The sequence below is a fragment of the Ectothiorhodospira mobilis genome, from assembly GCF_016584115.1.
GTDB classification, from domain to species: domain Bacteria; phylum Pseudomonadota; class Gammaproteobacteria; order Ectothiorhodospirales; family Ectothiorhodospiraceae; genus Ectothiorhodospira; species Ectothiorhodospira mobilis.
The window spans coordinates 115,851-139,620 of sequence record NZ_NRSK01000002.1 but is presented as its reverse complement, the minus strand read 5'-3'; the positions used below and the strand labels follow the sequence as shown (position 1 = coordinate 139,620).

Annotated in this window: 15 protein-coding genes and 1 pseudogene; 11 read left to right on the top strand and 5 right to left on the bottom strand. The window is 68.5% G+C overall.

The window, feature by feature from the left end:
- Nucleotides 1-69: 69 nt before the first annotated feature.
- From CKO33_RS01715 to CKO33_RS01700, 4 genes are all read left to right on the top strand, one after another.
- Nucleotides 70-1,254, top strand: a complete 1,185-nt coding sequence (locus CKO33_RS01715) for a substrate-binding domain-containing protein (protein ID WP_200178635.1) — start codon at nucleotides 70-72, stop codon at nucleotides 1,252-1,254.
- Nucleotides 1,251-4,100, top strand: coding sequence for a putative bifunctional diguanylate cyclase/phosphodiesterase (locus CKO33_RS01710; protein ID WP_200178633.1), 2,850 nt, complete (start codon nucleotides 1,251-1,253; stop codon nucleotides 4,098-4,100). Before CKO33_RS01715 ends, CKO33_RS01710 begins: the two co-directional genes overlap by 4 nt.
- Before the next feature lie 72 nt (nucleotides 4,101-4,172).
- Nucleotides 4,173-6,611: a methyl-accepting chemotaxis protein gene (locus CKO33_RS13805; RefSeq protein ID WP_200178631.1), complete on the top strand. Its 2,439-nt coding sequence runs from the start codon at nucleotides 4,173-4,175 to the stop codon at nucleotides 6,609-6,611.
- Nucleotides 6,612-6,777: 166 nt separating this feature from the next.
- Nucleotides 6,778-8,856, top strand: a complete 2,079-nt coding sequence (locus CKO33_RS01700) for an ATP-binding protein (protein ID WP_200178629.1) — start codon at nucleotides 6,778-6,780, stop codon at nucleotides 8,854-8,856.
- An 81-nt stretch (nucleotides 8,857-8,937) separates the two neighbouring features.
- Here CKO33_RS01700 and mobB read toward each other — a convergent pair whose 3' ends face one another.
- Nucleotides 8,938-9,507, bottom strand: coding sequence for a molybdopterin-guanine dinucleotide biosynthesis protein B (gene mobB / locus CKO33_RS01695; RefSeq protein ID WP_200178627.1), 570 nt, complete (start codon nucleotides 9,505-9,507; stop codon nucleotides 8,938-8,940).
- Nucleotides 9,508-9,560: 53 nt separating this feature from the next.
- Complete coding sequence (locus CKO33_RS01690) at nucleotides 9,561-10,796, bottom strand: protoporphyrinogen/coproporphyrinogen oxidase (protein WP_200178626.1); 1,236 nt, start codon at nucleotides 10,794-10,796, stop codon at nucleotides 9,561-9,563.
- A 65-nt stretch (nucleotides 10,797-10,861) separates the two neighbouring features.
- On the opposite strand from CKO33_RS01690, the gene CKO33_RS01685 reads away from it, so the two are divergent.
- A complete protein-coding gene (locus tag CKO33_RS01685; RefSeq protein WP_200178624.1) occupies nucleotides 10,862-15,583 on the top strand; it encodes a PAS domain S-box protein in 4,722 nt (1,573 codons plus the stop codon).
- A gap of 16 nt (nucleotides 15,584-15,599) precedes the next feature.
- Here CKO33_RS01685 and CKO33_RS14000 read toward each other — a convergent pair whose 3' ends face one another.
- Both CKO33_RS14000 and CKO33_RS01680 read right to left on the bottom strand, forming a co-directional pair.
- On the bottom strand, nucleotides 15,600-15,839 hold the full coding sequence (locus CKO33_RS14000; protein WP_439099409.1) for a diguanylate cyclase: 240 nt from the start codon (nucleotides 15,837-15,839) through the stop codon (nucleotides 15,600-15,602).
- Nucleotides 15,840-15,891: 52 nt separating this feature from the next.
- Nucleotides 15,892-16,527 (bottom strand): annotated as a pseudogene (locus tag CKO33_RS01680) (response regulator); the annotation flags it as partial.
- Nucleotides 16,528-16,673: 146 nt separating this feature from the next.
- On the opposite strand from CKO33_RS01680, the gene CKO33_RS01675 reads away from it, so the two are divergent.
- The 5 genes from CKO33_RS01675 (at nucleotide 16,674) to CKO33_RS01655 (ending at nucleotide 21,673) form a co-directional block, all read left to right on the top strand.
- Nucleotides 16,674-18,692, top strand: coding sequence for a CocE/NonD family hydrolase (locus CKO33_RS01675; protein WP_200178622.1), 2,019 nt, complete (start codon nucleotides 16,674-16,676; stop codon nucleotides 18,690-18,692).
- A gap of 45 nt (nucleotides 18,693-18,737) precedes the next feature.
- Nucleotides 18,738-20,030, top strand: coding sequence for an ATP-grasp domain-containing protein (locus CKO33_RS01670; protein ID WP_200178616.1), 1,293 nt, complete (start codon nucleotides 18,738-18,740; stop codon nucleotides 20,028-20,030).
- Nucleotides 20,031-20,121: 91 nt separating this feature from the next.
- Nucleotides 20,122-20,562, top strand: a complete 441-nt coding sequence (locus CKO33_RS01665) for a DUF3617 domain-containing protein (protein ID WP_200178614.1) — start codon at nucleotides 20,122-20,124, stop codon at nucleotides 20,560-20,562.
- Between the two features lie 8 nt (nucleotides 20,563-20,570).
- Nucleotides 20,571-20,930: a CidA/LrgA family protein gene (locus CKO33_RS01660; protein WP_200178607.1), complete on the top strand. Its 360-nt coding sequence runs from the start codon at nucleotides 20,571-20,573 to the stop codon at nucleotides 20,928-20,930.
- Between the two features lie 5 nt (nucleotides 20,931-20,935).
- The gene (locus CKO33_RS01655; protein ID WP_439099408.1) at nucleotides 20,936-21,673 is read left to right on the top strand and encodes an LrgB family protein; all 738 of its coding nucleotides are present in this window, start codon (nucleotides 20,936-20,938) and stop codon (nucleotides 21,671-21,673) included.
- A gap of 67 nt (nucleotides 21,674-21,740) precedes the next feature.
- Here CKO33_RS01655 and CKO33_RS01650 read toward each other — a convergent pair whose 3' ends face one another.
- On the bottom strand, nucleotides 21,741-22,148 hold the full coding sequence (locus tag CKO33_RS01650) for a hypothetical protein (protein ID WP_200178603.1): 408 nt from the start codon (nucleotides 22,146-22,148) through the stop codon (nucleotides 21,741-21,743).
- 155 nt (nucleotides 22,149-22,303) lie between these two features.
- On the opposite strand from CKO33_RS01650, the gene CKO33_RS01645 reads away from it, so the two are divergent.
- Nucleotides 22,304-23,704: an AmpG family muropeptide MFS transporter gene (locus tag CKO33_RS01645; RefSeq protein WP_439099407.1), complete on the top strand. Its 1,401-nt coding sequence runs from the start codon at nucleotides 22,304-22,306 to the stop codon at nucleotides 23,702-23,704.
- Nucleotides 23,705-23,770 lie beyond the last annotated feature (66 nt).

Below are 23,770 nucleotides of genomic sequence, written 5' to 3'. Positions count from 1 at the left end.
ATCGGGATGGCCCGGCAGGTCGCCGCCGGGTACCATTGAGATCCGGTTCAAAACCCAGGGGCGGTCCCCATGTCCCGCTGGATCCATACGATGGCGCAGGTCCTGCTGGCCACCCTGCTGGCCGGGGCCGGAGGTCTGGCTGTGGCCCAGGTCCCCGCCGGGTACTGGAGCATCGGGGACTACCTGGAACGCCACCCGGAACAGGCTGCCCTGACGGAGGCCTTCACCCGGCGGGTGCGCGGTCCCGCACGCCCCCTGGCGGAGCGGGGGGACGGATCCCGGCAGCGGGTCCAGGTGGCGGTGATCTATCCCGGGTTGCAGAGTTCCGGCTACTGGCGCCGCAACCTGCTGGCCTTCCGGGAACGGGCCCGGGAACTGGGCCTGGATCTGGATCTGCAGGTCTTTTTCACGGGGCCCGACAGCGGGGACGTGCAGCTGCAGGCCGATCAGCTCAGGGAGGTCCTGGGCCAGGACCCGGATTATCTCGTCTACACCCTGGACACGGACCTGCACCGCGAACTCATCGACCGCATCCTGGCCCGGGGGGATGGGCCAGGCCTTATCCTGCAGAACATCACCACCCCGGTGCGCGCCTGGGACGGCCGCCAGCCCCTGCTCTATGTGGGCTTTGACCATGTCCAGGGATCGCGCATCCTGGCGGCGCATTTGCGTGACGTACTCCCCGGTGGCGACCTGGTGATCCTCTATGGCACCGACGGCTATGTCAGCCGCGCCCGGGGCGGCGCCTTCATCAAGGCCCTGGAAGGGAGCGGCCTGCGCATCCGGGAGGGCTATGTCACCGATTTCCTGGCCCCCGTGGTGCGTCGGGCCACCCGGGATGCCCTGGCGCGTTACCCGGAGTTGAAGGCGGTCATCGCCTGCGCCACGGACATGGCCCTGGTGGCCGCCGGATGGGTGGAAGAGGCGGTACCACCGCAGCGCAGGGTCCTGGTGACCGGCTGGGGTGGGGGCAGCGAGGAGCTGGCGGCCCTGGAGGCGGGCCGCCTGGCAGCCACGGTCATGCGCATGAACGACGATGCCGGCGTGGCCATGGCCGAGGCCATCGCCCTGGATGTGGCGGGAAAGGGAGGCCAGGTGCCCACCGTATACGCCGGGGACATGGTGCTGGTGACCCGGCAGACCCCGGCCCAGGTGTTGCGCGGCCTTGAGGCCCGGGCCTTCCGTTACTCCGGACGGGATGCCCGGGAGGACCCCGCCGCACTCCGAGACGCGGGGACGGGGATGCCCCCATGAAAACGGCAGATGCCCCGATCGTGACCTCCGCCGATCCCTCCGCCGGCCCAAAGAGCGCCCCCAGCGCATCTCGTCCCAGGACGCTGATCCGCACCCTGGTGGTGGCCCTGGGCGGGGCCATGATGGTCTTCACCCTGCTGGCGGTGCTGCTGGCGGTGCAGGGTGCACGGGAGACCACGCTGCAGGAGCTGCAGCGTGGCTTTGACCGCAGCGCCGCCCTGGCCGCCCTGGTGCTGGACCAGGAGATCCAGGCGGCGGAACGGGCCGTGGGGGAACTGGCGCGGCTGCCGGCGCTGGAACAGGCGGTGCGGGGGGATCATCCGGAGCAGGCCGCGAGGGTGCTCAACCGCATTCGGGCGGGGGCGGTGGCGCGGCGCTTCGATGCCGTGGTCCTCACCCGGGACACCGCCACCCCCTGGGCCGCCGGCGGGGTGGCCCTGAGGCACCGGGTGGATCTGCAGGACTGGCTCGCCCGACGCGCCGCCACCCCGTACCTTTACAAGACCCGTCTGGTGGTCCACCCCGGGGACGCCAACCGGGCGCCGTCGCTGGTGCTGGTGGTACGCCGGGGGGTACGCGATCCCGCCACCGGCCGCGCCGTGGCCCATCTGGCCGGGGCGGTGATCCTGTCGGACAAGCTCTCCCTGTTCAATGCGATCCGGCATAACGCCCGCCTGGAGGGGGTGGGTCTCACCCTGGGGGATCGCCTCTTCATGATCCCGGGGGCCCAGGGCCGGGGATTGGCGGAGCTGGCCTGGCCGTTGCCGGTGCAGCAGGCCGCCGCCCCTTCCCCAAAGGGCTGGCATCTGGCCTGGCGCCCCCTGGACCTGGCCCATCTGCAGGCCCCGGCGGGGGTGCTCATGAGCGTGCGGGACCAGGGCGGAGAGGCCGGGGTCCTGGTGCGCACGGTCTTTCTCATCGGGGCCCTGATGCTGGTGATCATGCTGGGGTTGCTGGCCTTCCTCACCCGCTATATCGGGCTCCCGCTGCGTACCTTGGCGGAACAGGCCCGTCAGTCCCATGTGGGGCCCTTTCAGCCCCTGCGACTGCCGCAACGGCATCGCGCGGACGAGCTGGGGGGGCTGGTCACCGCCTTCAACGACCTGATCCATCGCATCGGCACCCATCAGGCCGAACTGGACCGCATCGCCCACTACGACGCCCTCACCGGGGTACCCAACCGCCGCCTGCTGGCGGCGCGCCTGGAGCGGGCCGTGACCGCCGCCCGCCGCCACGGCAACCCGCTGGCAGTGTGTTACCTGGACCTGGACGGCTTCAAGACCATCAATGACCGCCATGGCCATGCCGTGGGGGATCGATTGCTGCTGGAGATCACCGGACGGCTCAAGGAACTGTTGCGGTCGGGGGATACCCTCGGCCGCCTGGGCGGGGATGAGTTTGTCATCCTGTTCAACCGCATCGGCTCCCCGGATCGCGCCGACGCCGCCCTGCGCCGGGTACTGGAGGCCGCCAGCGGTCCGGTGTGGCTGGACGGTCTGCGGCTGCAGGTCTCCGCCAGCATCGGCGTGACCTTCTGCCCGCCGGACGAGGGGGACCCCGACCATCTGCTGCGCCACGCCGACCAGGCCATGTATCAGGCCAAGGAGGCCGGACGCAACCGCTATCACCGCTTCGATCCCGAGCGTCATCGCGAGGTCCGGGATCTGCAGCGTCATGCCGACCGGGTCCGTCTGGCCATGCGGGAGGGGGAGCTGACCGTCCACTATCAGCCCAAGGTGGATCTGCGCACCGGGGAACTGTTGGGGGCGGAGGCCCTGGTGCGCTGGGACGAGCCGGGATACGGGTTGCGCGGGCCGGATCACTTCCTGCCCGCCTTCCGCGCCGCGGGTCTGGAGGAGGATCTGGACGAATGGGTGCTGGAACAGGTGCTGAGGCAGATGGAATGCTGGCGGCGTGCGGGCTTTCATTGCCCCGTGGGCATCAACGTCAGCGGCGAATTCCTCTTGGGGCCGCGCTTCGAGCCCGCCTGGCGCCGGGGGCTGGAGGCCCATCCCGGGGTCTCCCCCGAGGATCTGCAGTTCGAGATCCTGGAAACCACCACCCTGGCGGACCTGCACCACGCCAGCGAGGTGATCTCCCGCTGCCTCCATCATGGCGCCCAGTTCGCCCTGGACGATTTCGGCACCGGCTATGCTTCCCTCAGCTATCTGCGTACCCTGCCGGTGGCCATCCTCAAGATCGACCGCAGCTTCGTCCTGGACATGTTGCAGGATCCCAACGATCTGGACATGGTGGAGAGCATCGTGCGCCTGGCCCGCACCTTCAACAAGCAGGTGGTTGCGGAAGGGGTGGAGACCCTGGAACATGCGGCGCTGCTGCTGCGCCTGGGCTGCGTGCAGGCCCAGGGGTATGCCTTCACTGCCGCGTTGCCCCCGGAGGCGTTGCCGTCCTGGGTGGAGCAATGGCGTCGGGAACGCTCCTGGGAGGACCTGGCCGCCCGGCTCCCGCAGGAGGGGGATCCCACCCTGGGGCTGGCGGCCCGCTGCCACGCCCGCTGGTCGGGGGAACTGATGCGGGTCCTTGTGGAGGGGGGCAGGACCTCCCCCGAGGCGGATGCCGCCCTGAAACGTTTCGAGCGCTGGTATTTCGGCAGCGGAGCCAACCGCTATGGGGAGCATCCCGGCTTCGAGGAACTGGGCCGGGCCCATCGGCGCATGCGTGCCCAGGTGCAGACGTTGCGCAAGCTGCGCCGCCGGGGCTGGAGGGATGCCCTGCAGCGCCATCTGCCGGAACTGCAGGCGGCTCAGACCCAGGCGGAGATGGCCTTTCAGCATCTGATGCGCGCCAGCGCCCGCGGGGGCGCAGGTGCACCGCCGGGCGCATGAGACCCGGCCGGATCCGGATATGGGGCCAGGACCCCATGGGGCCTCAAGAATCGGTGGCGGCGGCCGATTCCATTGAGCAAAGCCAAGGTGCCGCAGTCCATCAGCCTGCAAGGAGAGGATCCATTGCTCAAGAACATCAGCGTCAAGGCGCGCCTGATCTTTGTCATCGCGCTGCTGTCCGTCCTCCTGGTGATCATCGGGGCCATGGGGCTGACCGGGATGCAGGGGGCCAATGAAGGGCTCCGCACGGTCTATCAGGACCGCCTCATCCCCTCCCAGCAGATCGCCGATATCAATAACCTCATGCAGGCCAACATCATCGAGCTCAACCTGGCGGCGATGCACGACCCGCGCCTGCAGGAGAGCCGCCTGCACGATCATCCCATCACCCTGCATACCGACCAGATCCGCAGCAACATCCGCCGGATCGACGAGCTCTGGTCGGCCTATATGGATACCTACCTCACCCCCGAAGAGCGGCGCCTGGCGGAGCGTTTTACGGAGTTGCGGGCGGAATTCGTGCGCGAGGGGCTGGTGGCCACCAGTAATCTCTATGAGGCCGGGGAATTCGCCGAGGCCAACATCCGCATGGTGGAGGTGACCAATCCCAGCTATGACGCCGCGGTGGAGGTGGTCCGGGATCTGCTGGATCTGCAGCAGGAAGTGGGCCGGCAGGAGTTCCAGAGCGCCGTGGATACCTACAGCACCACCCGTAATGCGGCCGTGATCATGATCACCATCGGCGTGCTGGTCTCTGCCGTCATCGGCTGGCTGCTTATCCGGGCCATCGTCGGGCCGCTGAACCGGGCGGTGGGCTACTTCAACCGCATCGCCGAGGGCAAGCTGGACAACGAGATCCAGATCACGCACAACGACGAGATCGGCAAGGTCCTCTCCAACCTGGCGAGCATGCAGTCCAAGCTCAACGCCGACATCACCGAGACCCGGCGTGTCGCGGCGGAGAACCTGCGCATCCGCTTCGCCCTGGACAATGTCTCCTCCAGCGTCCTGGTGGCGGATCCCGACACCCGGATCATCTACACCAACCAGGCCCTGACCACCATGTTCCGGCGCGCTGGCGACGGCATCCGCAAGGAACTGCCCGGGTTCCAGGGGGACCGCCTGGAAGGTTCCCGCATCGATGTCTTCCAGGACAAGCTGGGGGAGGCGCGTCAGCGCATGGAGAACAGCCGTTCCGGCTACCAGGGCGAGATCGTCATCGGCGGTCACACCTTCCGCCTCATCGCCAACCCCATCGTCAATCAGGAAGGGGAACACCTGGGCACGGTGATGGAATGGAACGACCGCACCGACGAGGTGCAGGTGGAGCGCCAGGTCACCGCCCTGGTGGAGGGCGCGGTGAAGGGGGACTTCACCCGGCGCGTGGAAACGGAGGAACTGGACGGTTTCTTCCAGCGCCTGGGCAACGGGGTCAACACCCTCATGGAGAAGACCGCCACGGGCCTTGGCGAGGTGGCCAACGTGCTCAATGCCGTGGCCGAGGGCGACCTGACCCGGCGGGTCACCGGCGACTACGAAGGCACCTTCGGTGAGCTCAAGCGGGACACCAACAACACGGCGGAGCGGCTCAAGGAGCTCATCGGCCAGATCAAGGAGTCGGTGGACGCCATCAACACGGCGGCCAAGGAGATCGCCTCGGGGAACACGGACCTGTCCCAGCGCACAGAGGAGCAGGCCTCCAGCCTGGAGGAGACGGCCTCCAGCATGGAGGAGCTCACCTCCACGGTGAAGCAGAACGCCGACAATGCCCGCGAGGCCAACCGCCTGGCCAACGAGACCCGGGACGTGGCCGGGACGGGGGGCGCCAAGGCCAAGGAGGCCATGGAGGCCATGAAGGCCATCACCGAGAGCTCCGACAAGATCAGCGACATCATCACGGTGATCGACGGCATCGCCTTCCAGACCAATATCCTGGCGCTGAACGCGGCGGTGGAGGCGGCCCGGGCCGGGGAGCAGGGCCGCGGGTTTGCCGTGGTGGCCGGCGAGGTGCGCAACCTGGCGCAGCGCTCCGCCTCGGCGGCCAAGGAGATCAAGACCCTGATCAACGAAAGCTCCGAAACCATCGAATCCGGCAGCCAGCAGGTCATGGAGGCCGGGGGCAAGATGGAGGAGATCGTGGAGCAGGTGAAGCGGGTGTCGGATCTCATTGCCGAGATCGCGGCGGCCTCGGACGAGCAGAGTTCGGGCATCGAGCAGGTGAACTCGGCGGTGACGCAGATGGACGAGGTGACGCAGCAGAACGCCTCCCTGGTGGAGGAGGCGGCGGCCGCGGCCGAGTCCCTGGAGGAGCAGTCCCAGGGCCTGGCCCGGGCCGTGAGCATCTTCCGCGTGGACGATGCCGGCCGTCAGCCGGGGCTGCCGGCCCCCGGCGGTGGCCAGCGCGCCGCCAGCCGGGCGCACGCCGCGCCTGCACGGGGGGGCGAACACGGGGGCCGGTCCAATGCCAAGGCCCTGGAAGGACCCGAGGACGGGGAATGGGAAAGCTTCTGATCCCCGCCCACCGCGGAACATGAGGACCCGGAGGATCCCCGCAGGGATCCTCCCTCCGGAACCCCGACACGCCCACGGAGGTCCCTGAACAGGGGTCTCCGTGTTTTTTTCCAGGGGCACCGCCGGTCAAATGGCGGTACCCTGATCCAATGTGAGGGGGAGCGGGATGGCCGGTACGGATGGGCAGGGAGCGGGGGAAAACCCGGAAAAGGACTACGAGAGCACGGCGGCACAACTCCGGGAGGCCCTGGAGGCCCTGGCGGCCAGCGAGCGGCGCTACCGCATCGCCGCCGATCATTCCCCCGACTGGGACTACTGGTACGGCACTGATGGCCGCTTCGAGTACATCTCCCCGGCCTGTGAGGGCATCAGCGGCTATCCCCCCGGGGCCTTCATGCAGGATCCCGGGCTCATGGAGCGGCTCATGCCGCCGGAGGATGCCGCCCGCTGGCGGTCCCATCTGGAGGAGATCCGCCAGGGCGGCGACACCCTGCCGCGCCACATCCTGGAGTTCTGTATCCGGCGACCCGACGGTGGTCTGCGCTGGATCGAGCATGAATGCCTGCCGGTGTTCGACACCGATGGCCGCTACCTGGGCCGGCGCGCGGTGAACCGGGACATCACCCGCCGCCGCGAGGCGGAACGGGCCCTGCGGGCGCGGGAGGCGAAGGACCTGCGCTTCAGCCAGGGGATCATCGATTCCCTGGATGCCAGCCTCTGCGTGCTGGATTCGGAGGGCACCATCGTGGCGGTGAACCGGGCCTGGCGGGAGTTCGCGGCCCTGCAGGGGGCATCCGAGCAGCGCACCGGACCGGGGGTGAACTACCTGGCCATCTGCCAGGAGGCGGCCGCCCGGGGGGAGGCGGATGCGGTGAAGGTGGCCGAGGGCATCCACCGGGTCCTGGCGGACGGCCAGGCCCAATTCGAGCACCTCTACCCCATGGGCGAGGACTACTTCATCGTGCGCATCGCCCCCCTGGAGATGGATGCGGGCCCCGTCCGTCACCTGGTGGTGACCCACCAGGACGTCTCCGATATCAAGCGCACCGAGGCGGCCATGCGCCAGGCCCGGGACGAGGCGGAGCGGGCCAGCCGGGCCAAGTCGGAATTCCTCTCCGCCATGAGCCATGAACTGCGCACCCCCATGAACGCCATCCTGGGCTTCGCCCAGCTGCTGGAGGCGGACCCGGCCCTGGACCCCGCCCAGCGGGAGAACGTGGGGGAGGTCCTCAAAGGCGGCCGGCATCTGCTCCGTCTCATCAATGAGATCCTGGACCTGTCCCGGGTGGAGAACGGGGGTCTGCAGCTCTCCCTGGAGACTGTGCCCGTGGCCTGCGTGGTGGGGGACTGCATCGACCTGATGCAGCCCCTGGCCGGGGAGGCGGGGATCACCCTGGAGCCCGGGGCGCCGGGGGAGCACCATGTACGCGCGGACCGGGGGCGCCTGAAGCAGGTGCTGATCCATCTCCTATCCAACGCCATCCAGTACAACCGGGCCGGGGGACGCGTCACCCTGGATTACGCCGAGGACACCAGCGCCGGGCGCCTGCGCATCCAGGTGAGAGACACCGGATGCGGCATCCCCCCGTCCCGGCAGGCGGTGCTCTTCCAGCCCTTCACCCGGCTTACGACGGACGATCGGGCGGTGAAGGGTACCGGCATCGGCCTGTCCCTGAGCCGCAGGCTGGTGGAGGCCATGGAGGGGACCATCGGGGTGGAGAGCCTGGAAGGGGAGGGCAGCACCTTCTGGATCGAACTGCCCCAGGTCCTGGTGCCCGATGCAGGGGAGACGGGGGGCGCCTCTTCTGCGGACGGGGATGGGGAGAAGGCTGCGCCGGGGGAGACGGACCGTCCCATGCTCACGGTCCTGTGCGTGGACGACAACCCGGCCAACCTGCGCCTGGTGGAGCAGATCCTGTTGCGACGGGCGGACCGGGTGCGCCTGCTCAGCGCCTCCAGCCCCGGCACCGGCCTGGAGCTGGCCCGGTCCCATCGTCCGGATCTGATCCTGATGGACATCAACATGCCCCATATGGACGGCTTCCAGGCCCTGCAACGGCTGCGGGACTGCCCGCAGACGGCGGCGATCCCGGTGGTGGCCCTGACCGCCCACGCATCCCAGAAGGACCTGAAGCGCATGCGTGCCGCGGGGTTCACCGACCACCTGGGCAAGCCCCTGGAGGTGGACCGTTTCCTGCAGCGGCTGGACCGGTGGGTGCGGGAAAGCGGACGGGAGGCGTTCTGAACCCCCCGCTGGGGAAGGCCATCCCCGGGATCCGGCAGGAGTACGGAACCTGACCCGGGACGCGGATCCCGGGGTACGCCCTCACCCCCGGAGCCAGTCCAGGATGAAGCCGGCGATGGCCGGCGGCGCGTTCAGGTCCAGGACTGGCAGGGACGTCTTCAGGGCCCCCGGTGTATCGCTGGCCACGGCGATAAAGTACGGATCACCCGGGTGGAGCAGGGGGCGATCCAGGGCGGCGCGGTGGAGTTCGATCTTCGGCAGCCCGGGTGCTTCCCGGAAGCCCTCCACCAGCACCAGGTCCGTGCGCCGGGGGTCCAGATGGCGCAACAGCTCCTCCAGTCGCGGCTCCCGGGGTTCGGGGGATTCCACCATGAGGGCCATGCGGTGGCGGGAGGCCACCAGCACCTGCTCCGCCCCCGCTTCGCGCAGGGTGTGACTGTCCTTGCCGGGGTGATCCACATCGAAGCGGTGATGGGCATGCTTGATCAGGGCGGGGCGCAGGCCCCGGGCCCGAAGCAGGGGGATCAGGGTCGCCAGCAGGGTGGTCTTGCCGGTGCCGCTCCAGGCGGCCAGACCCAGCACGGGGGGGATGCCGTCGTGGCCATGGTCGTGGCCATGGGGAGTGCATTTTTCGGCGTGCGGGATCGTCATGGCTTGGCTGTCTGTGTCCTCATCCGGGTATGCAGGGGCCAGGAACGGCGGCCTCAGGCCGCAACGATCCCTTCCGCCGCCCGGCGGCCCGAATGCAGGGCCCACTGGATGGACGGGGCGGTCCGGTATTCGCCGCAGACCCACAGGGCCTCTCCCCGGCGCAGTTCCGCGGCCCCGGGGTAGGGTACCGGCGGGTGCTGTGCCGGCAGGGCCTCTGGGATGCGGTAGCCCTTGATCAGCCGCCAGTCCCGGACCCCCTCGCCGAACCAGGGCTCCATCTCGGCGCGCACGGTCTCCTCCAGGGCCTCGGGCTCCTCTTTGGCGCCGTGCAGGTTGATGCCGATCAGCTGGCGGCCGGCGGGGGCATAGTGTTCCGAGAGCTGTGCCGGGCAGACCACGTTGTTCACCCGTCCATGGCCCTCGCCGTTGACCGCCAGGTAGGGTCCGGCAACCGGCGCCTGGGGGGCGTCGAAGTACAGGCAGGTGGTGCCGCGGGTGGGGAAGGATTCGGTATCCCCCAGCAGGCGCGCCGCCTCGGTCCCCGCCGTGGCCACCACCACCGTGCCCGCTTCCAGTGGCTCCCCGGATTGCAGGATCACGCGCCGGCCCTCCAGCCGTTCCACCCGGGTGTTCAGGCGCAGGGTCCCGGCGGGCAGGCGCTGCGCCAGCTGCCGGGGGATGGCCTCCATGCCCCGGGCCGGCAGGGCGGTGTCCCCCAGGGCGAAGGCACGGAAGACGAACTCGAAGGCCCGGGAGGAGACCTGGAGCTCCGGTTCGAAGAAGACACCGCTGAAAAAGGGCTTGAAGAAGCGGTCGATGATGCGCTGGGAGAACCCCATCTCCCGCAGGTGGGTGATGGCATCCCGTTCGTGGGCCCCGTAGAGGGCCTCCAGATCCCCCCGCAGGCATTGGCGGCGCAGGCCCAACAGGCGCAGCTTGTCCGTCCAATGCCCCACCGGGGAGAACATCATTTCCGCAAGACGCCCGGGACGTCGCCAGACATCGCTCACCCGATGCAGGTGACCGCCGCAGCGCACCTGGGCCCCGGGTTCGAAGGGCCGCAGGTCCAGGGCCCCGTAATCCAGGAACCGCCGGGCCTCCGGGTACCAGGTCTGCAGCACCTGGAACCCCCGGTCCAGCAGGAAGCCGTCCTGCACATCGGTGCGCACCCGGCCGCCGGGGGCATCCCCGGCCTCCAGGATCAGGGGCTCGCGGCCGTGTTCCCGCAGGGTCAGGGCGCAGGCCAGACCGGCCAGGCCACCGCCGATGATCACCACGTCTGCATGCATTGTCCGGGCTCTCCATGGGATGATGGAGAGCCCATGATAACGGTGAATACCCGTCGGGTGCTGCCATGACCCTGAACCGCTTGCAAGATCTGGCCACCGCCGATGTGGTGGCCCTGCCGGAGACCGCCAGCGTGCAGGAGGCCATGGAGGCCATGCATCACCACGACATCCGGGACGTGGTGGTCCGGGGCCGGGAGGGTTACCGTGTCCTGACGGCGGATGCCCTGGTGCCGCTGCGCCTGGAGGGGTGGGATTTCACGACGCCCCTGTCCCGGCTGGAACTGCCGCGGCTGCCGGTGCTTTCGGTGGAGGATTCCGTGCTGGAGGCCCTTGCCCTCATCCACAATCCCGGAGAGCGCGTCTGTCTGGAGGATGACCGGGGCCGGCTTGCGGGGATCATCGGCTACACCGACCTGGCCGGTGCCCTGGATCCGGAGACCCTGGCCCGTACCCAGCCCCTGCGCATGCTGCTGCTGGGCAGCCGGCCCCTGACCGCCTCTCCGCAGACCCCTCTGGATGAGGTGTTGCAGGGCATGCATGCGCAACTGCGCACGGCCGTGGTGATCACCCAGGAGGGGCGGCCGGCGGGCATCCTCACGCGGCGGGATCTGATCGCCCTGCTGCGGAACGGAACCGACCTGGGACAACCCGTGACCCGTTTCATGACCTCACCAGTGATCACCCTGAGCGAGACGGTCACCATTGCCGAGGCCCTGAATTTCTGCCGCCAGCGGCATCTGCGCCGTATCGTGGTGGTCGATGAGCGCGGCGGCCTGGCCGGGGTGATCGGGCAGAAGGAACTGGTCAATCTCTACTACAACCAGTGGTTCAATCTGCTCAAGCAGCATCAGGAGGAACTCACCGCCCTCAATGCCACCCTCAAGGAGCGCAATGACCGCCTGGAGGCGGTGACGCGGCAGAACGAGGCGCGGGAACAGGCCCTGTGCGAGACCCTGCAGGCCCTGCAGGAAAGCGAACGGCGTTTTCGTGACGTGGCCGAAGCCGCCGGGGAGTACATCTGGGAGATCGATGCCGAGGGCATCTATACCCTGCTGACCCGGCCGGTGGAACCCCTCCTGGGGCGGCCGGTCTCGGCGCTGCTGGGCCATTCCCCCATGGACTTCATGCCCCCGGAGGATGCCCGGCATGTGCGCGGGCGGCTGCAGAAATGGGCGGCCCAGGCCGGTGCCTGGCGGGGGCTGGAACATCGTTCCCTGCGCCCGGACGGCAGCGTGGTATGGCAACGGGTCAGCGGCCAGCCCATGTTCGATGCCGAGGGCCGGCTGGTGGGCTATCGCGGCACCGGACTGGATATCACCGCCGAAAAGACCGCCGCCCAGGCCGAACAGCAGTTGAGCGAACGCCTGCGCCTGGCCACCGAGGCAGCCCGTCTGGGGGTCTGGGAGTTGCGTCTGGAAGACGCCAGCCTGGAATGGGACGAGCGGACCTTCCACATCCATGGCCTGGACCCACGGGGAGCCCCCCCGGATCCGGAGGCCTGGCTTGCCATGATGCCCACCCCCGACCGGGAGCGTCTCCGGGCGCTCCTGACGGGGGGCAGTACCCTGTCCATCGAGCAGGAGATCCGCATCCTGCCCCATGGCCAGGACCCGCGGGATCTGCGTCTTGTGGCCCGCCCCCTTGTGGATGGGAGCGGTCAAACGGTGCGCCTGGTGGGCATCGTCGAGGACATCACCGAAAAGAAACGCTCCAAGCAGCGTCTCATGGAAAACGAGCGGCAACTGGAGTTGTTCTTCTCCCAGTCCCTGGAGGGGTTCTTCTTCTTCATGCTCGACGAACCGGTGGTCTGGGAGGGGGCCCCGGACAAGGAGGCCCTGCTGGATTACATCTTGACCCACCAGCGCATCACCAAGGTGAATCAGGCCATGCTGGAGCAGTACGGGGCCTCCGAGGCGGACTTTTTGGGACTGACCCCCCAGGATCTGTTTGCCCACGATCCCGCCCAGGGACGCGTCATCATGCGGGATCTCTTCGATCGGGGCCGTTTGCACGTGGAGACCCGGGAGCGGCGTCTTGATGGCCGCAGCATCCTCATCGAGGGGGACTACATCTGCCTGTACGACGACCAGGGCCGTATCACCGGGCATTTCGGGGTACAGCACGACATCACCGAGCGGCACCGTTCGCAGGAGATCCTGAAGCAGCGGGAGAGCCTGTTTCGCGGCCTGTTCGAACTCTCCCCCGTGGGCATGGCCATGAATGACCTGGAGACGGGGGAATTTTTGGATTTCAATTCCGCCCTGCTGGAGCCCTCGGGATACACGGCCGGGGAATTCCGGGGGCTGAGCTACTGGGACCTCACCCCCGAGCGCTATTTCCCCCAGGAGCAGGAACAACTGCGCCAGCTCCAGGAGACCGGACGCTACGGTCCCTTCGAGAAGGAGTACATCCGCAAGGATGGCAGCCGGTATCCCGTACTGCTCAACGGCTTCATCATGACCGATCCCGCCACCGAGAAGGTGGTGGTCTGGTCCGTGATCCAGGACATCTCCGAGCGCAAGCGTGTGGAACAGGACATGCGTCAGGCCAAGGAGACCGCGGAACAGGTCAGTCAGGCCAAGAGCGAATTCCTGGCCAACATGAGCCACGAGATCCGCACCCCCATGACCGCGGTCATCGGTCTGAGCGAGCGACTGCTGGAGACGGACCTGAACCCGGCGCAACGGGATCAGGTGGGCAAGATCCACGGCTCCTCGCGCATGCTGCTGGGGATCCTCAATGACATCCTCGACTACTCCAAGATCGAGGCCAACCGCCTGGAAATGGAGCCGCATCCCTTCCCCATCCAGCAGCTGCTGGACCAGCTCAAGACCCTCTTCAGCGCCGAGGCAGGACGCAAGGGGCTGGAACTGATCTTCCGTGTCGGCCCCGATGTGCCCGCCCGCTGGTTCGCCGATTCCCTGCGCCTGGGTCAGATCCTCACCAACCTGATCGGCAACGCCATCAAGTTCACCGAAGCGGGCCATGTGCTGGTGGAGATCGGCTGCCTGGAAGGGGGGATCGCGAAGGACCACCGGCGGCTTCACTTTGAGGTGTCGGACACGGGTATGGGCATGTCCCCGGAGCAGGTGGCGCGTCTGTTCCGGGCCTTTTCCCAGGCCGACAGCTCCACCACGCGCCGTTATGGGGGCAGCGGCCTGGGGCTGGTGATCAGCCGTCGTCTGGTGGAGGCCATGGGCGGGCGGCTGGAGCTGGAGTCCACGCCGGGGCTGGGAAGCCGTTTCTTCTTCGATCTCACCCTGCAGGTGGAGGAGGACGCGGGGAACGACCTGCAGGGCATCCCCGGGGGGCATGTGCTGGTGGCGGATGATCACGCCATGGCCCGGCTGGTGCTGCGGGATCTTTTGGAGAACGCCCGTTTCCGCGTGACCGAAGCCGGCAGCGGCAGGGAGGCGGTGGACCGGGTGGAGGCCGCGGCCCATGCAGGCCGGCCCTTTGATTTCGTCCTCCTGGATTGGCGCATGCCCGGGGAGATGGACGGGTTGCAGGCCCTGAAGCACCTGAAGCGGCGTTACCGCAGGGGGGTATTGCCGGGCAGGTCCCCGCACATGCTCGTGGTCAGCGCCCATGAACGGGAGGAACTGCCCGAGGCCCTGCGGGGGGAGGTGGGGTTTCTCAGCAAGCCCGTGACCGCCTCCGGGTTGTTCGATGCCCTCATGGAGATCACCGGCGGCATGGACCCCACCCAGAGGGGACTGGAACCGGGACGGATCCCCGATCTGTCGGGCCACTCCATCCTGGTGGCCGAGGACAACACCCTCAACCGCGAGGTGGTGGCCCATCTGCTGGAGCGCACAGGGGCCGATTTCACCCTGGTGCACGACGGGGCCCAGGCCGTGGAAGCGGTGGAAAAGGGGCGTTTCGATCTGGTGCTCATGGATCTGCAGATGCCGGTGATGGATGGCTTCGAGGCCACCCGGCGCATCCGGGAGGGGCATCCGGATCTGCCGGTGATTGCCCTCTCCGCCGCTGTCATGGCCTCTCACCGGGAGCAGGCCCGGGCGGCCGGGATCAGTGCCCATCTGGGCAAGCCCATCGACACCCCCGTGTTCTATGACACCCTGCGCCAATGGCTGCCCCCGGGGAAGGAGGCCGACGCCCTGCCTGCAGCACCTCCGTCCCGGGCGGAGGCTCCGCCACCCCCGGAGCCGGTCCTGCCCGAACGCCTGGAGGGGTTTGACCTTGCCCGGGGGCTGCGCCTGGCCGACCGGGATCCGGTCTTTCAGCAGACCCTGCTGCGCCGGTTTGCGTCGCAGCTCTCCGGCGAGTTTGCCAACCTCGGGGAGGCGCTACGGCATGGGGCTCCGCAGGATGCCGCATTGCGGCGCCGGGTCCATACCCTGAAGGGGCTGGCGGGCACGGTGGGTGCGGTGGACATCGCCCGTATCGCCACCAACGCGGATGCGCGACTGCGCGCCGGGAAAGCGGTGGAGGCCGCCACCTGCAGCGCGCTGGGGCAGGCGATCCGGGAGGCCCGCAGGGTCCTGGAGGGGCTGGAGCTTGAACCTCCGGCGGCTGTGGGCCAGGGCACCGGAACACCGGGGGACTCTCAGGGCCGGGCCGGTCTGGCGGAACTGGCCCGGGCCCTGCAGCACCAGGAATGGGTGGAGGAGGGGGCGCTGGCCCGCGTCGTGCGCTATCTGGAGCATCATCTGGGGGAGGGGGCCGGCAGCGATCTCACCCGGGCCGTGACGGCATTCGAGCATGACCGGGCCCTGGGGTTGCTGCGGGATCTGGCCCAACGGGCCGGGGTGGAACTGGCATGATCCCGCCGTCCGGGATTCAATCCTGCGCGACCATCACCCGGTTGCGCCCCGCGGCCTTGGCACGGTAGAGGGCCTGGTCCGCCGCTTGCAGCAGATCAGCCGGGGTCTGCATTCCGTCCCGGAGCAGGCCGGATGCCAGGGTTGCGCAGCCCAGGCTGAGGGTGACATGGCCGCGATCGCAGGTGGCATGGGGGATCTGCAGGGTCTCCACCGCCTGGCGCAGGCGCTCCGCCACCTTCTGCCCCCCCCGGGGCATCGGTCTCCGGGAGCAGGGCGATGAATTCCTCGCCGCCGTAGCGGGCCAGCAGATCCCCGGGGCGCTGCAACGGGGTGTGCAGGGCCCGGGCCACACGGCACAGGCAGTCGTCCCCGGCCCCATGGCCGTAGTGGTCGTTGTACTGCTTGAAATGGTCGATATCCATGAGGATCAGGGTCAGATCATGGCCTTCCCGCAGGGCCCGTGCCCATGCCTCCGCCAGGCGTGCGTCGAACAGGCGGCGGTTGGCCACGTTGGTGAGGCTGTCGCGCATGGAGTACTGCTCCAGCAGATCGCTCTTCACCTTCAGTCGCATGTGGTTGCGCACCCGGGCGCGGACCACGGCGGGGCGGAAGGGCTTGGAGATGTAGTCCACCGCCCCCAGGGTGAGCCCCCGTTCCTCGTCCTCGGGATCGTTGCGGGCGGTGATGAACAGGACCGGGATGCCCACGGTTCGGGGATGGAATTTCAGGCGCCGGCAGACCTCGTAGCCGTCGATGCCCGGCATCTCCACATCCAGCAGGATCAGGTCCGGCGGGTCCTCCCCCGCGGCGATCTCCAGGGCCTTTTCCCCGCCCGTGGCCACGCGCACCCGGTAGTCGTCCTTGATGAGGCGGGCCAGGACCTGGATGCTGTCCGGCTGGTCGTCGACGATGAGCACGGTGCGCTGGGCGAGGGTGTCGGGCATGATCGGTTCCCGGGACGGCATGGTCTGCATGATGGGGGTTTTCACTTCAGGATGCATTGATCTCCCAGGATTGTGCCCGGGTTCGCGCTCCAGTGCAGCCGGCTGGACTACGCTCCCTGGAACATCCCGAGAATGGAGATGCGGTGATGCAGGAGGGAGGGGAACGCGCCCGGGTGCGGGTGATGGAACCCGTCCGGATCCCCATGCCGGACGGCTGCCGCCTGGCCGCCCGTATCTGGTTGCCTGAGGACGCCGAGACCCACCCGGTGCCGGCGATCCTGGAATACATCCCCTATCGTACACGCGACCACAAGGCCCTGCGCGATGCCGAGATCCACGGCTTCTTTGCCGCCCATGGCTATGCCGGGGTGCGCGTGGACCTGCGGGGCAGCGGGGACTCCGAGGGCATCCTGCGGGATGAATACCTGCAGCAGGAGCTGGACGACGGCCTGGAGATCCTGCGCTGGCTCGCCGCCCAGCCCTGGTGTTCCGGCAGGGTGGGGCTGTTCGGCCTCTCCTGGGGTGGGTTCAACGGCCTGCAGCTGGCGGCCCTGCAGCCGCCGCAACTGGGCGCCGTGGTGTCGGTGTGCTCCTCCGATGATCGCTATGCCGACGATGTGCATTACATGGGAGGCTGCCTGCTCACCGACAACCTCTCCTGGGCCTCCACTATGTTCGGCTTCAACAGCTGTCCTCCGGACCCGCAGGTGGTGGGGGAGTGCTGGCGCGGGATGTGGCGGGAGCGCCTGGAAGGCAGCGGCCTGTGGATCCACAAGTGGCTGCAGCACCAGCGCCGGGACGACTACTGGCGCCACGCCTCGGTATGCGAGGACTACGACGCCATCCGCGTGCCGGTGATGGCGGTGAGCGGCTGGGCCGACGGCTATTCCAACACCGTGTTCCGCCTGATGCGGCATCTGCAGGTCCCCCGCCGCGGGCTGGTGGGCCCCTGGGGACACAAGTATCCCCACATGGGCGGCCCCGGTCCCAGCATCGACTTCCTCGGGGAATGCCTGCGCTGGTGGGACCACTGGCTCAAGGGCATCGATCGGGGGGTGGAGGCGGACCCCATGCTGCGTATCTGGATGCATGACCGGCGCGATCCGCTGCTGCCGGACACCACCGGCGAGTGGGTGGCAGAGCCTCAATGGCCCAGCCCCGCGGTGCAATCCAGGGGGTATCGTCTGGCCCGGGGCCGTCTCCTGCCGGAACAGGGCGGGACGCCGCCGGATGCGGAGGAACTCACCATCCAGAGCCCTCTGAGCGTGGGCCTGTTCGCCGGCAAGTGGTGCTCCTACGCCGAGACCACGGACCTGCCCTCGGACCAGCGCCTGGAGGACGGCGGGGCCCTGGTGTTCGACACCCCGCCCCTGGAGACGGACCTGCAGATGCTGGGGGCCCCGGAGGTGGAACTGGAACTGGCCGCCGACAAGCCGGTGGCCCAGGTGGCGGTGCGGCTGTCGGACCTGGCCCCGGATGACCGCGCCACGCGGGTGACCTTCGGCATCCTCAATCTCACCCACCGGGAAGGCCATGAGACCCCCCGGGAACTGGAGCCGGGGCGATGCTACCGGGTGCGGGTGCGCATGAACGAGGTGGCGCAGCGCTTTCGCGCCGGACATCGCGTCCGCCTGTCGGTGTCCAGTTCCTACTGGCCCCTGGCCTGGCCGGCGCCGGAACCGGCGCGCCTGACCCTGTGCACCGGCGGCTGCCGTCTGCTGCTGCCGCAGCGGGATGCCCCGAAAGGGGAGGCCCCCCTGCGGGATCTGGGCCAGGCACGCCGTGCCCCGGCCCCGGTGCATACCCTCCTGGCCCCGGCCCATCGGGAATGGCAGGTGATGCACAACCTGGCCACCAACCAGGTGGCCCTGGAGGTGGTCAACAACGACCCCACGCTGCGCCTGGAGGACATCCATCTCACCTTCGGCCGCCGGGTGCAGGAGCGCTACAGCTACAGCAACGGGCGTTACGAAACGGTGCGGGGGGAAGTGGTGCACGAGCGGGATTTTTCCCGGGGGGATTGGTCGGTCCATACCATCACCCGCACCGTGCTCACCTCCACCCGCACCCATTTCAGCATCCGCGCCACCCTGGATGCCTATGAGGGGGATGTGCGCGTGTTCTCCCGCACCTGGGATGAAACCGTGCCACGGGACGGGATCTGAGGGAACGCCTGCGGGCGATGCAACCACCATCAGGGGGAATCCTCCATGGCGAAGAAGAATGTCTTCATCATCGGTCTGGATGCGTTCAACCGGGAGAAGCTGGAGCGTCTGCCCCAGGCGCGGGAATGCGCCTTTCATGCGGCCCTGGATATCGGCGACATCCGCAACGTGGATCGCTACGATATCCCCCACCTGCTGGACAAGGCCATCCACACCATGGAAACCTTTGACGGCAGCGTGGATGCAGTGGCCAGCTATTTCGATTTCCCCGGTACCATACTGGTCCCCATCCTGGCGGCCCGCTTCGGGTTGCCCGGTCCCGATCTGGAGGCGGTGCTCAAGTGTGAGCACAAGTACTGGAGTCGCCTGGAACAACGCAAGGTGATCCCGGAATATATCCCCCGGTTCCAGGCCTTCAACCCCTTCGATGAGGGGGCCTTCGAGGGCATCGACCTGCCGCCGCCGTTCTGGATCAAGCCCTTCAAATCCTTCCGCTCCTTCCTGGCCTTCCACATCCAGGATGCGCACCAGTTCCAGGCGGTGATGCCCGTGTGCCGCGAGAAGGTGGGATTCATCGACGAGCCTTTCCGTTACCTGATGCAGCGTTTCGGGGCCCCGGAGAAGATCACCGGGATGCCCGAGAGCTTCCTGGCGGAGTCCCCCATCGGCGGCTGGCAGTGCACCCTGGAGCTCTATAGTCACGACGGGCAGGTGCACCTCTATGGGGTGGTGGATTCGGTGCGCGAGCCGGGCCGCTCCTCCTTTGCCCGTTACGAATACCCCTCCTCGCTGCCCCTGGACATCCAATACCACATGATGGATGTGGTGCGCATGGCGGTGCAGCAGATCGGACTGGACCAGACCCCCTTCAACGCCGAGTTCTTCTACGATCGGGATTCCGATCAGGTCTGGCTGCTGGAGATCAATCCCCGGGTATCCCAGGCCCATGCGGATATCTTCGAGAAGGTGCACGGCATCTCCCACCTGGCGGTGATGGTGGATCTGGCCCTGGGGCGCAAACCCAGGCCCATGGAGCGCAAGGGACCGTACAACGTGGCCGGGCACTTCATGTTGCGCACCCGCGAGAGTGGACGTGTGTTGCGTCTTCCCAGCCAGGAGGCCATCGACCGGCTCCGGCGCCGTCAGCCGGGCACCCGGGTGAAGATCCCGGTGCGTGCGGGGCAACACCTGGGCGAACTCCAGGGACAGGACATGTACAGCTTCGAGATCGCCAATGTCTTCATCGGCGGACGCGATCAGGCGGAGATGCTGGACCGCTACGATGAGGCCCTGGGGGTGTTGCAGTTCGATATCGAGAAGGATGCCCCGAGCCCATGAATCCCTGAGGAACCGGGCACCGGTGCCTGGCGGCCCCCGCCGGGCATTGCTACCATGCCTTGCCCATCCCCCACAAAGAGCCCTGCCCATCATGGCCATCCGACCCCTGATCTGCATCGCCAGCCTTGCCCTGATCTTTGGCCTTTCCGGTGCCCAGGCCGCCGATCCCCGCCCGGACCTGAATCCCGGGCAATGGACCTTCGAGAACGTCAGCCGCATGGAGGGCAGCGCCGCCTTCCCCGAACAGCGCAACACCTCCAGCGAGTGCATCACCGAAGAGGATCTGGGCAAGGGCCGGGAATTTCTCGGGGTGGAGGAGAACTGCGAGATCCGCTCCATGGACATGACCGCATCCCGTGCCCGCTACGAACTGCTCTGCACCCAGGAGGGGATGGAAGTGGAGATGCAGGCGGAGATGCACTTTTCCGGCGACACCCTGGAGGGGCAGGCCACGGCCACCATGCAGACCCCCATCGGCCCCATGCGCATGCGCACCGAGATCAACGGCCACCGCACCGGCCCCTGTGACTGATGCCGGGGATGGTGCCCGCCCTGCTGGTGCTGCTCCTCTGCCAGTTGGCGGGGGAGGTGCTGGTGGTCGCCCTGGGGCTGCCGTTCCCCGGCCCGGTGGTGGGCATGATGTTGCTGTTTCTGGGCCTTGTGTTCCGTGGGGGCGTCCCCGATGCCCTGCGGGGGGTATGTGACGGATTGCTGCGCCATCTGGCCCTGCTGTTCGTGCCCGCCGGGGTGGGGCTGATGGTGCATTTTGACCGCGTCCTGCAGGATGCCTGGCCCCTGCTCACGGGGCTTGTGGTGAGCACGGCCCTGGCCCTGGGGGTGACCCTGGGTCTGCTGAATGTACTGATCCGCACCGCGGGGCGCCCGGGCCGGGATGGCTGAGGGGGGTGAACGGATTGCCTGAAGGCACCGACATCTGGGCCTTCCTGGCCGCGAGCCCGCTGCTGTGGCTCTCCCTGACCCTGCTGGCCTTCCAGGCCGGCCTCTGGCTCAACCGCCGTCTGGGGGGCAGCCCGGTGCTGCATCCCGTGCTGCTGGCCATGGGCGGGCTCATCACCGTGTTGCTGCTCACCGGCACGGACTACGAGACCTACTTCGAGGGGGCCCAGTTCATCCATTTCCTGCTGGGGCCCGCCACCGTGGCTCTGGCCATCCCCCTCTATGACCACCGCCGCCAGATCCGGGCCCTGCTGCTGCCTCTGCTCACCGCCGGTGTGGCCGGGGCGGGCACCGCCGCCATCAGTGCGGTGGCCGTGGCCCACCTTCTGGGGGCGCAGCCCCGCACCCTGGCCTCCCTGGCCCCCAAGTCGGTGACCTCCCCCATCGCCATGGGGGTGTCGGAGAAACTGGGGGGGCTGCCGTCCCTCACCGCCGCCCTGGTGCTGCTCACCGGGGCCCTGGGCTGCCTGCTGGCGCCCCTGCTCATCCGCCTCATGGGCATCCGGGACGACCGGGTGAAGGGCTTCGCCCTGGGGGTGACCGCCCACGGCTTTGGCACGGCCCATGCCTTTGGCATCAGCGCCACGGCCGGGGCCTTCGCCGGTCTGGGCCTGAGCCTGGCCGGGATCCTCACCGCCTTCCTGCTGCCCCTGGCGGTCCCCCTGCTACCGGGCATGGGTTCCTGAGACCTGTGCCCCGTTCCGGCCCCTGGCGTAGAATCCCCGCCATGGGGAATGACCTTGTGAACGTCTGTCAGGGCCCGATCCAGACCTCCCGGGTATCCCGGCAGGTCTTGCGGAAGTCATCGAAGCGGGCGCATTCCGTGCGCACGAATCCCCCCTGGCCGGGGCGGTATGCGCACCGGGTCTCGAAGTGACAGGCGCCGGCGAAGTCGTCCCAGTGCTGGCATTCCTCCACGCATTCCACGCCGCCGGCCCGGTGGATGCGGCGCTGGAAGAGGCATTCATCCCGGAAATCGTCCCAATGCTGGCATTCGGTGAGCACCACCGGCCGATCCGATCCCCCTTGCGGTCGGCCGCACCACACCTGCACGTCCCCACGCCGCCACTGCTCGCCTTCCTGCAGGAAGATGGTCTCCGCCTGCAGGGGGAGGGCGACGAGGGCGCAGCACAGGGCAAGCGGCAGGGTGCGAAGGGACACGGGGGGCTCCTGCAAGGCGACATGGGGGATCTCAGATTGCCACCCGCCCGGGGCACGGACAAGCGCCGCCCCTGCCATCGCCCTGGGGCCGGCGCCGGTGTTGCCGGGTCGGCGGCTAGGGGACATGGGGGCAGGGCCCCGGAGGAGAGGATAGGGTGAAGGCATCGGCGGACAGCACGGGACGTGGCTGGCGGCAGGCCCTGGGGGTCTACCGCCATCCCCGGGTCATCGGCATGCTCTTTCTCGGTTTCTCCGCCGGGCTGCCCCTGCTGCTGGTGGGGGGCACCTTCACCGCCTGGCTGCGGGACCTGGGGGTGGAGCTGGCGGCCATCGGCTTTCTCAGCTGGGTGGGCATGGCCCATTCGGTGAAGGTCTTCTGGGCCCCGGTGGTGGACCGGCTGCAGCTGCCGCTCCTCAGCCGCCTGCTGGGCCGGCGCCGGGCCTGGATGCTCCTGGCCCAGGGGGCCATCGGCCTGTCCCTGCTGGGGCTGGCCCTCACCGACCCCATGGAGCATCTGGGGTGGGTGGCCCTGTGGGCCGTGCTGGCCGCCTTCGGCTCCGCCACCCAGGACATCGCCGTGGATGCCTACCGCATCGAGGCGGTGAGCCGGGACCGGCAGGGGGCCATGGCCGCCAGCTACATCCTGGGCTACCGCGTGGCCCTGCTGGTGGCCGGGGCGGGGGCCCTGCACCTGGCGGCGGTGGGGGACTGGACCCTGGCCTACGGCGCCATGGCCGCCCTCATGGGGGTGGGCCTGGCCACCACCCTGATCGTGCGGGAACCGGAAGGCGACGTGGACCGGCCCACCTGGCAGGCGGAGCAGCGGGTGGTGGACTACCTGGACCGCACCCGCAGCCGGGGCTGGCGGCGGGATCTGGCGGCCTGGTTCATCGGTGCGGTGGTGTGCCCGTTCGCCGATTTCTTCCGCCGCTACGGGCGCATGGCCCTGGTGATCCTGGTCTTCATCGGGATCTTCCGCATCAGCGACATCTTCATGGGGGTGATGGCCAATCCCTTCTATCTGGATCTGGGCTTCACCAAGGCGCAGATCGCCAATGTGGCCGCCGCCTTCGGCCTGGCCATGACCCTGCTGGGGGCCGGCCTGGGGGGGGTACTGGTGGCCCGGTTCGGCATCACCCCCATGCTCCTTGTCACGGCCTTCATGGCCCCCCTGACCAATCTCGCCTTCTCCTGGCTGGCCCTGCTGGGGCCACAGATGGGGGGGCTGGTGGTGGCCATCGTCGCCGACAACATCACCGGCGGCCTGGCGGTGGCGGTGTTCATCGCCTATCTCTCCAGCCTCACCAATACCGCCTACACCGCCACCCAGTACGCCCTGTTCAGTTCCCTCATGACCCTCCCGGGCCAGTTCCTGGCGGGGTTCACCGGCCTGCTGGTGGAGGCGGTGGGCTGGTTCTGGTTCTTCGTCACCTCCGCCCTGGCGGGCCTGCCCGCCATCGCCCTGGCCTTCGTCCTCGCCCGCCGGGCCAACCCCGACCACGCCCCGCGGCCGGGTTTCGACGAGCGTGGTGACCGGGCGGGAAAAAACCCCTGAATTCAGGCCCCGTTTCGCGCCCCGTGCGGTATATTAAGGTATACATGCATACCTTGCGGGGCGAAG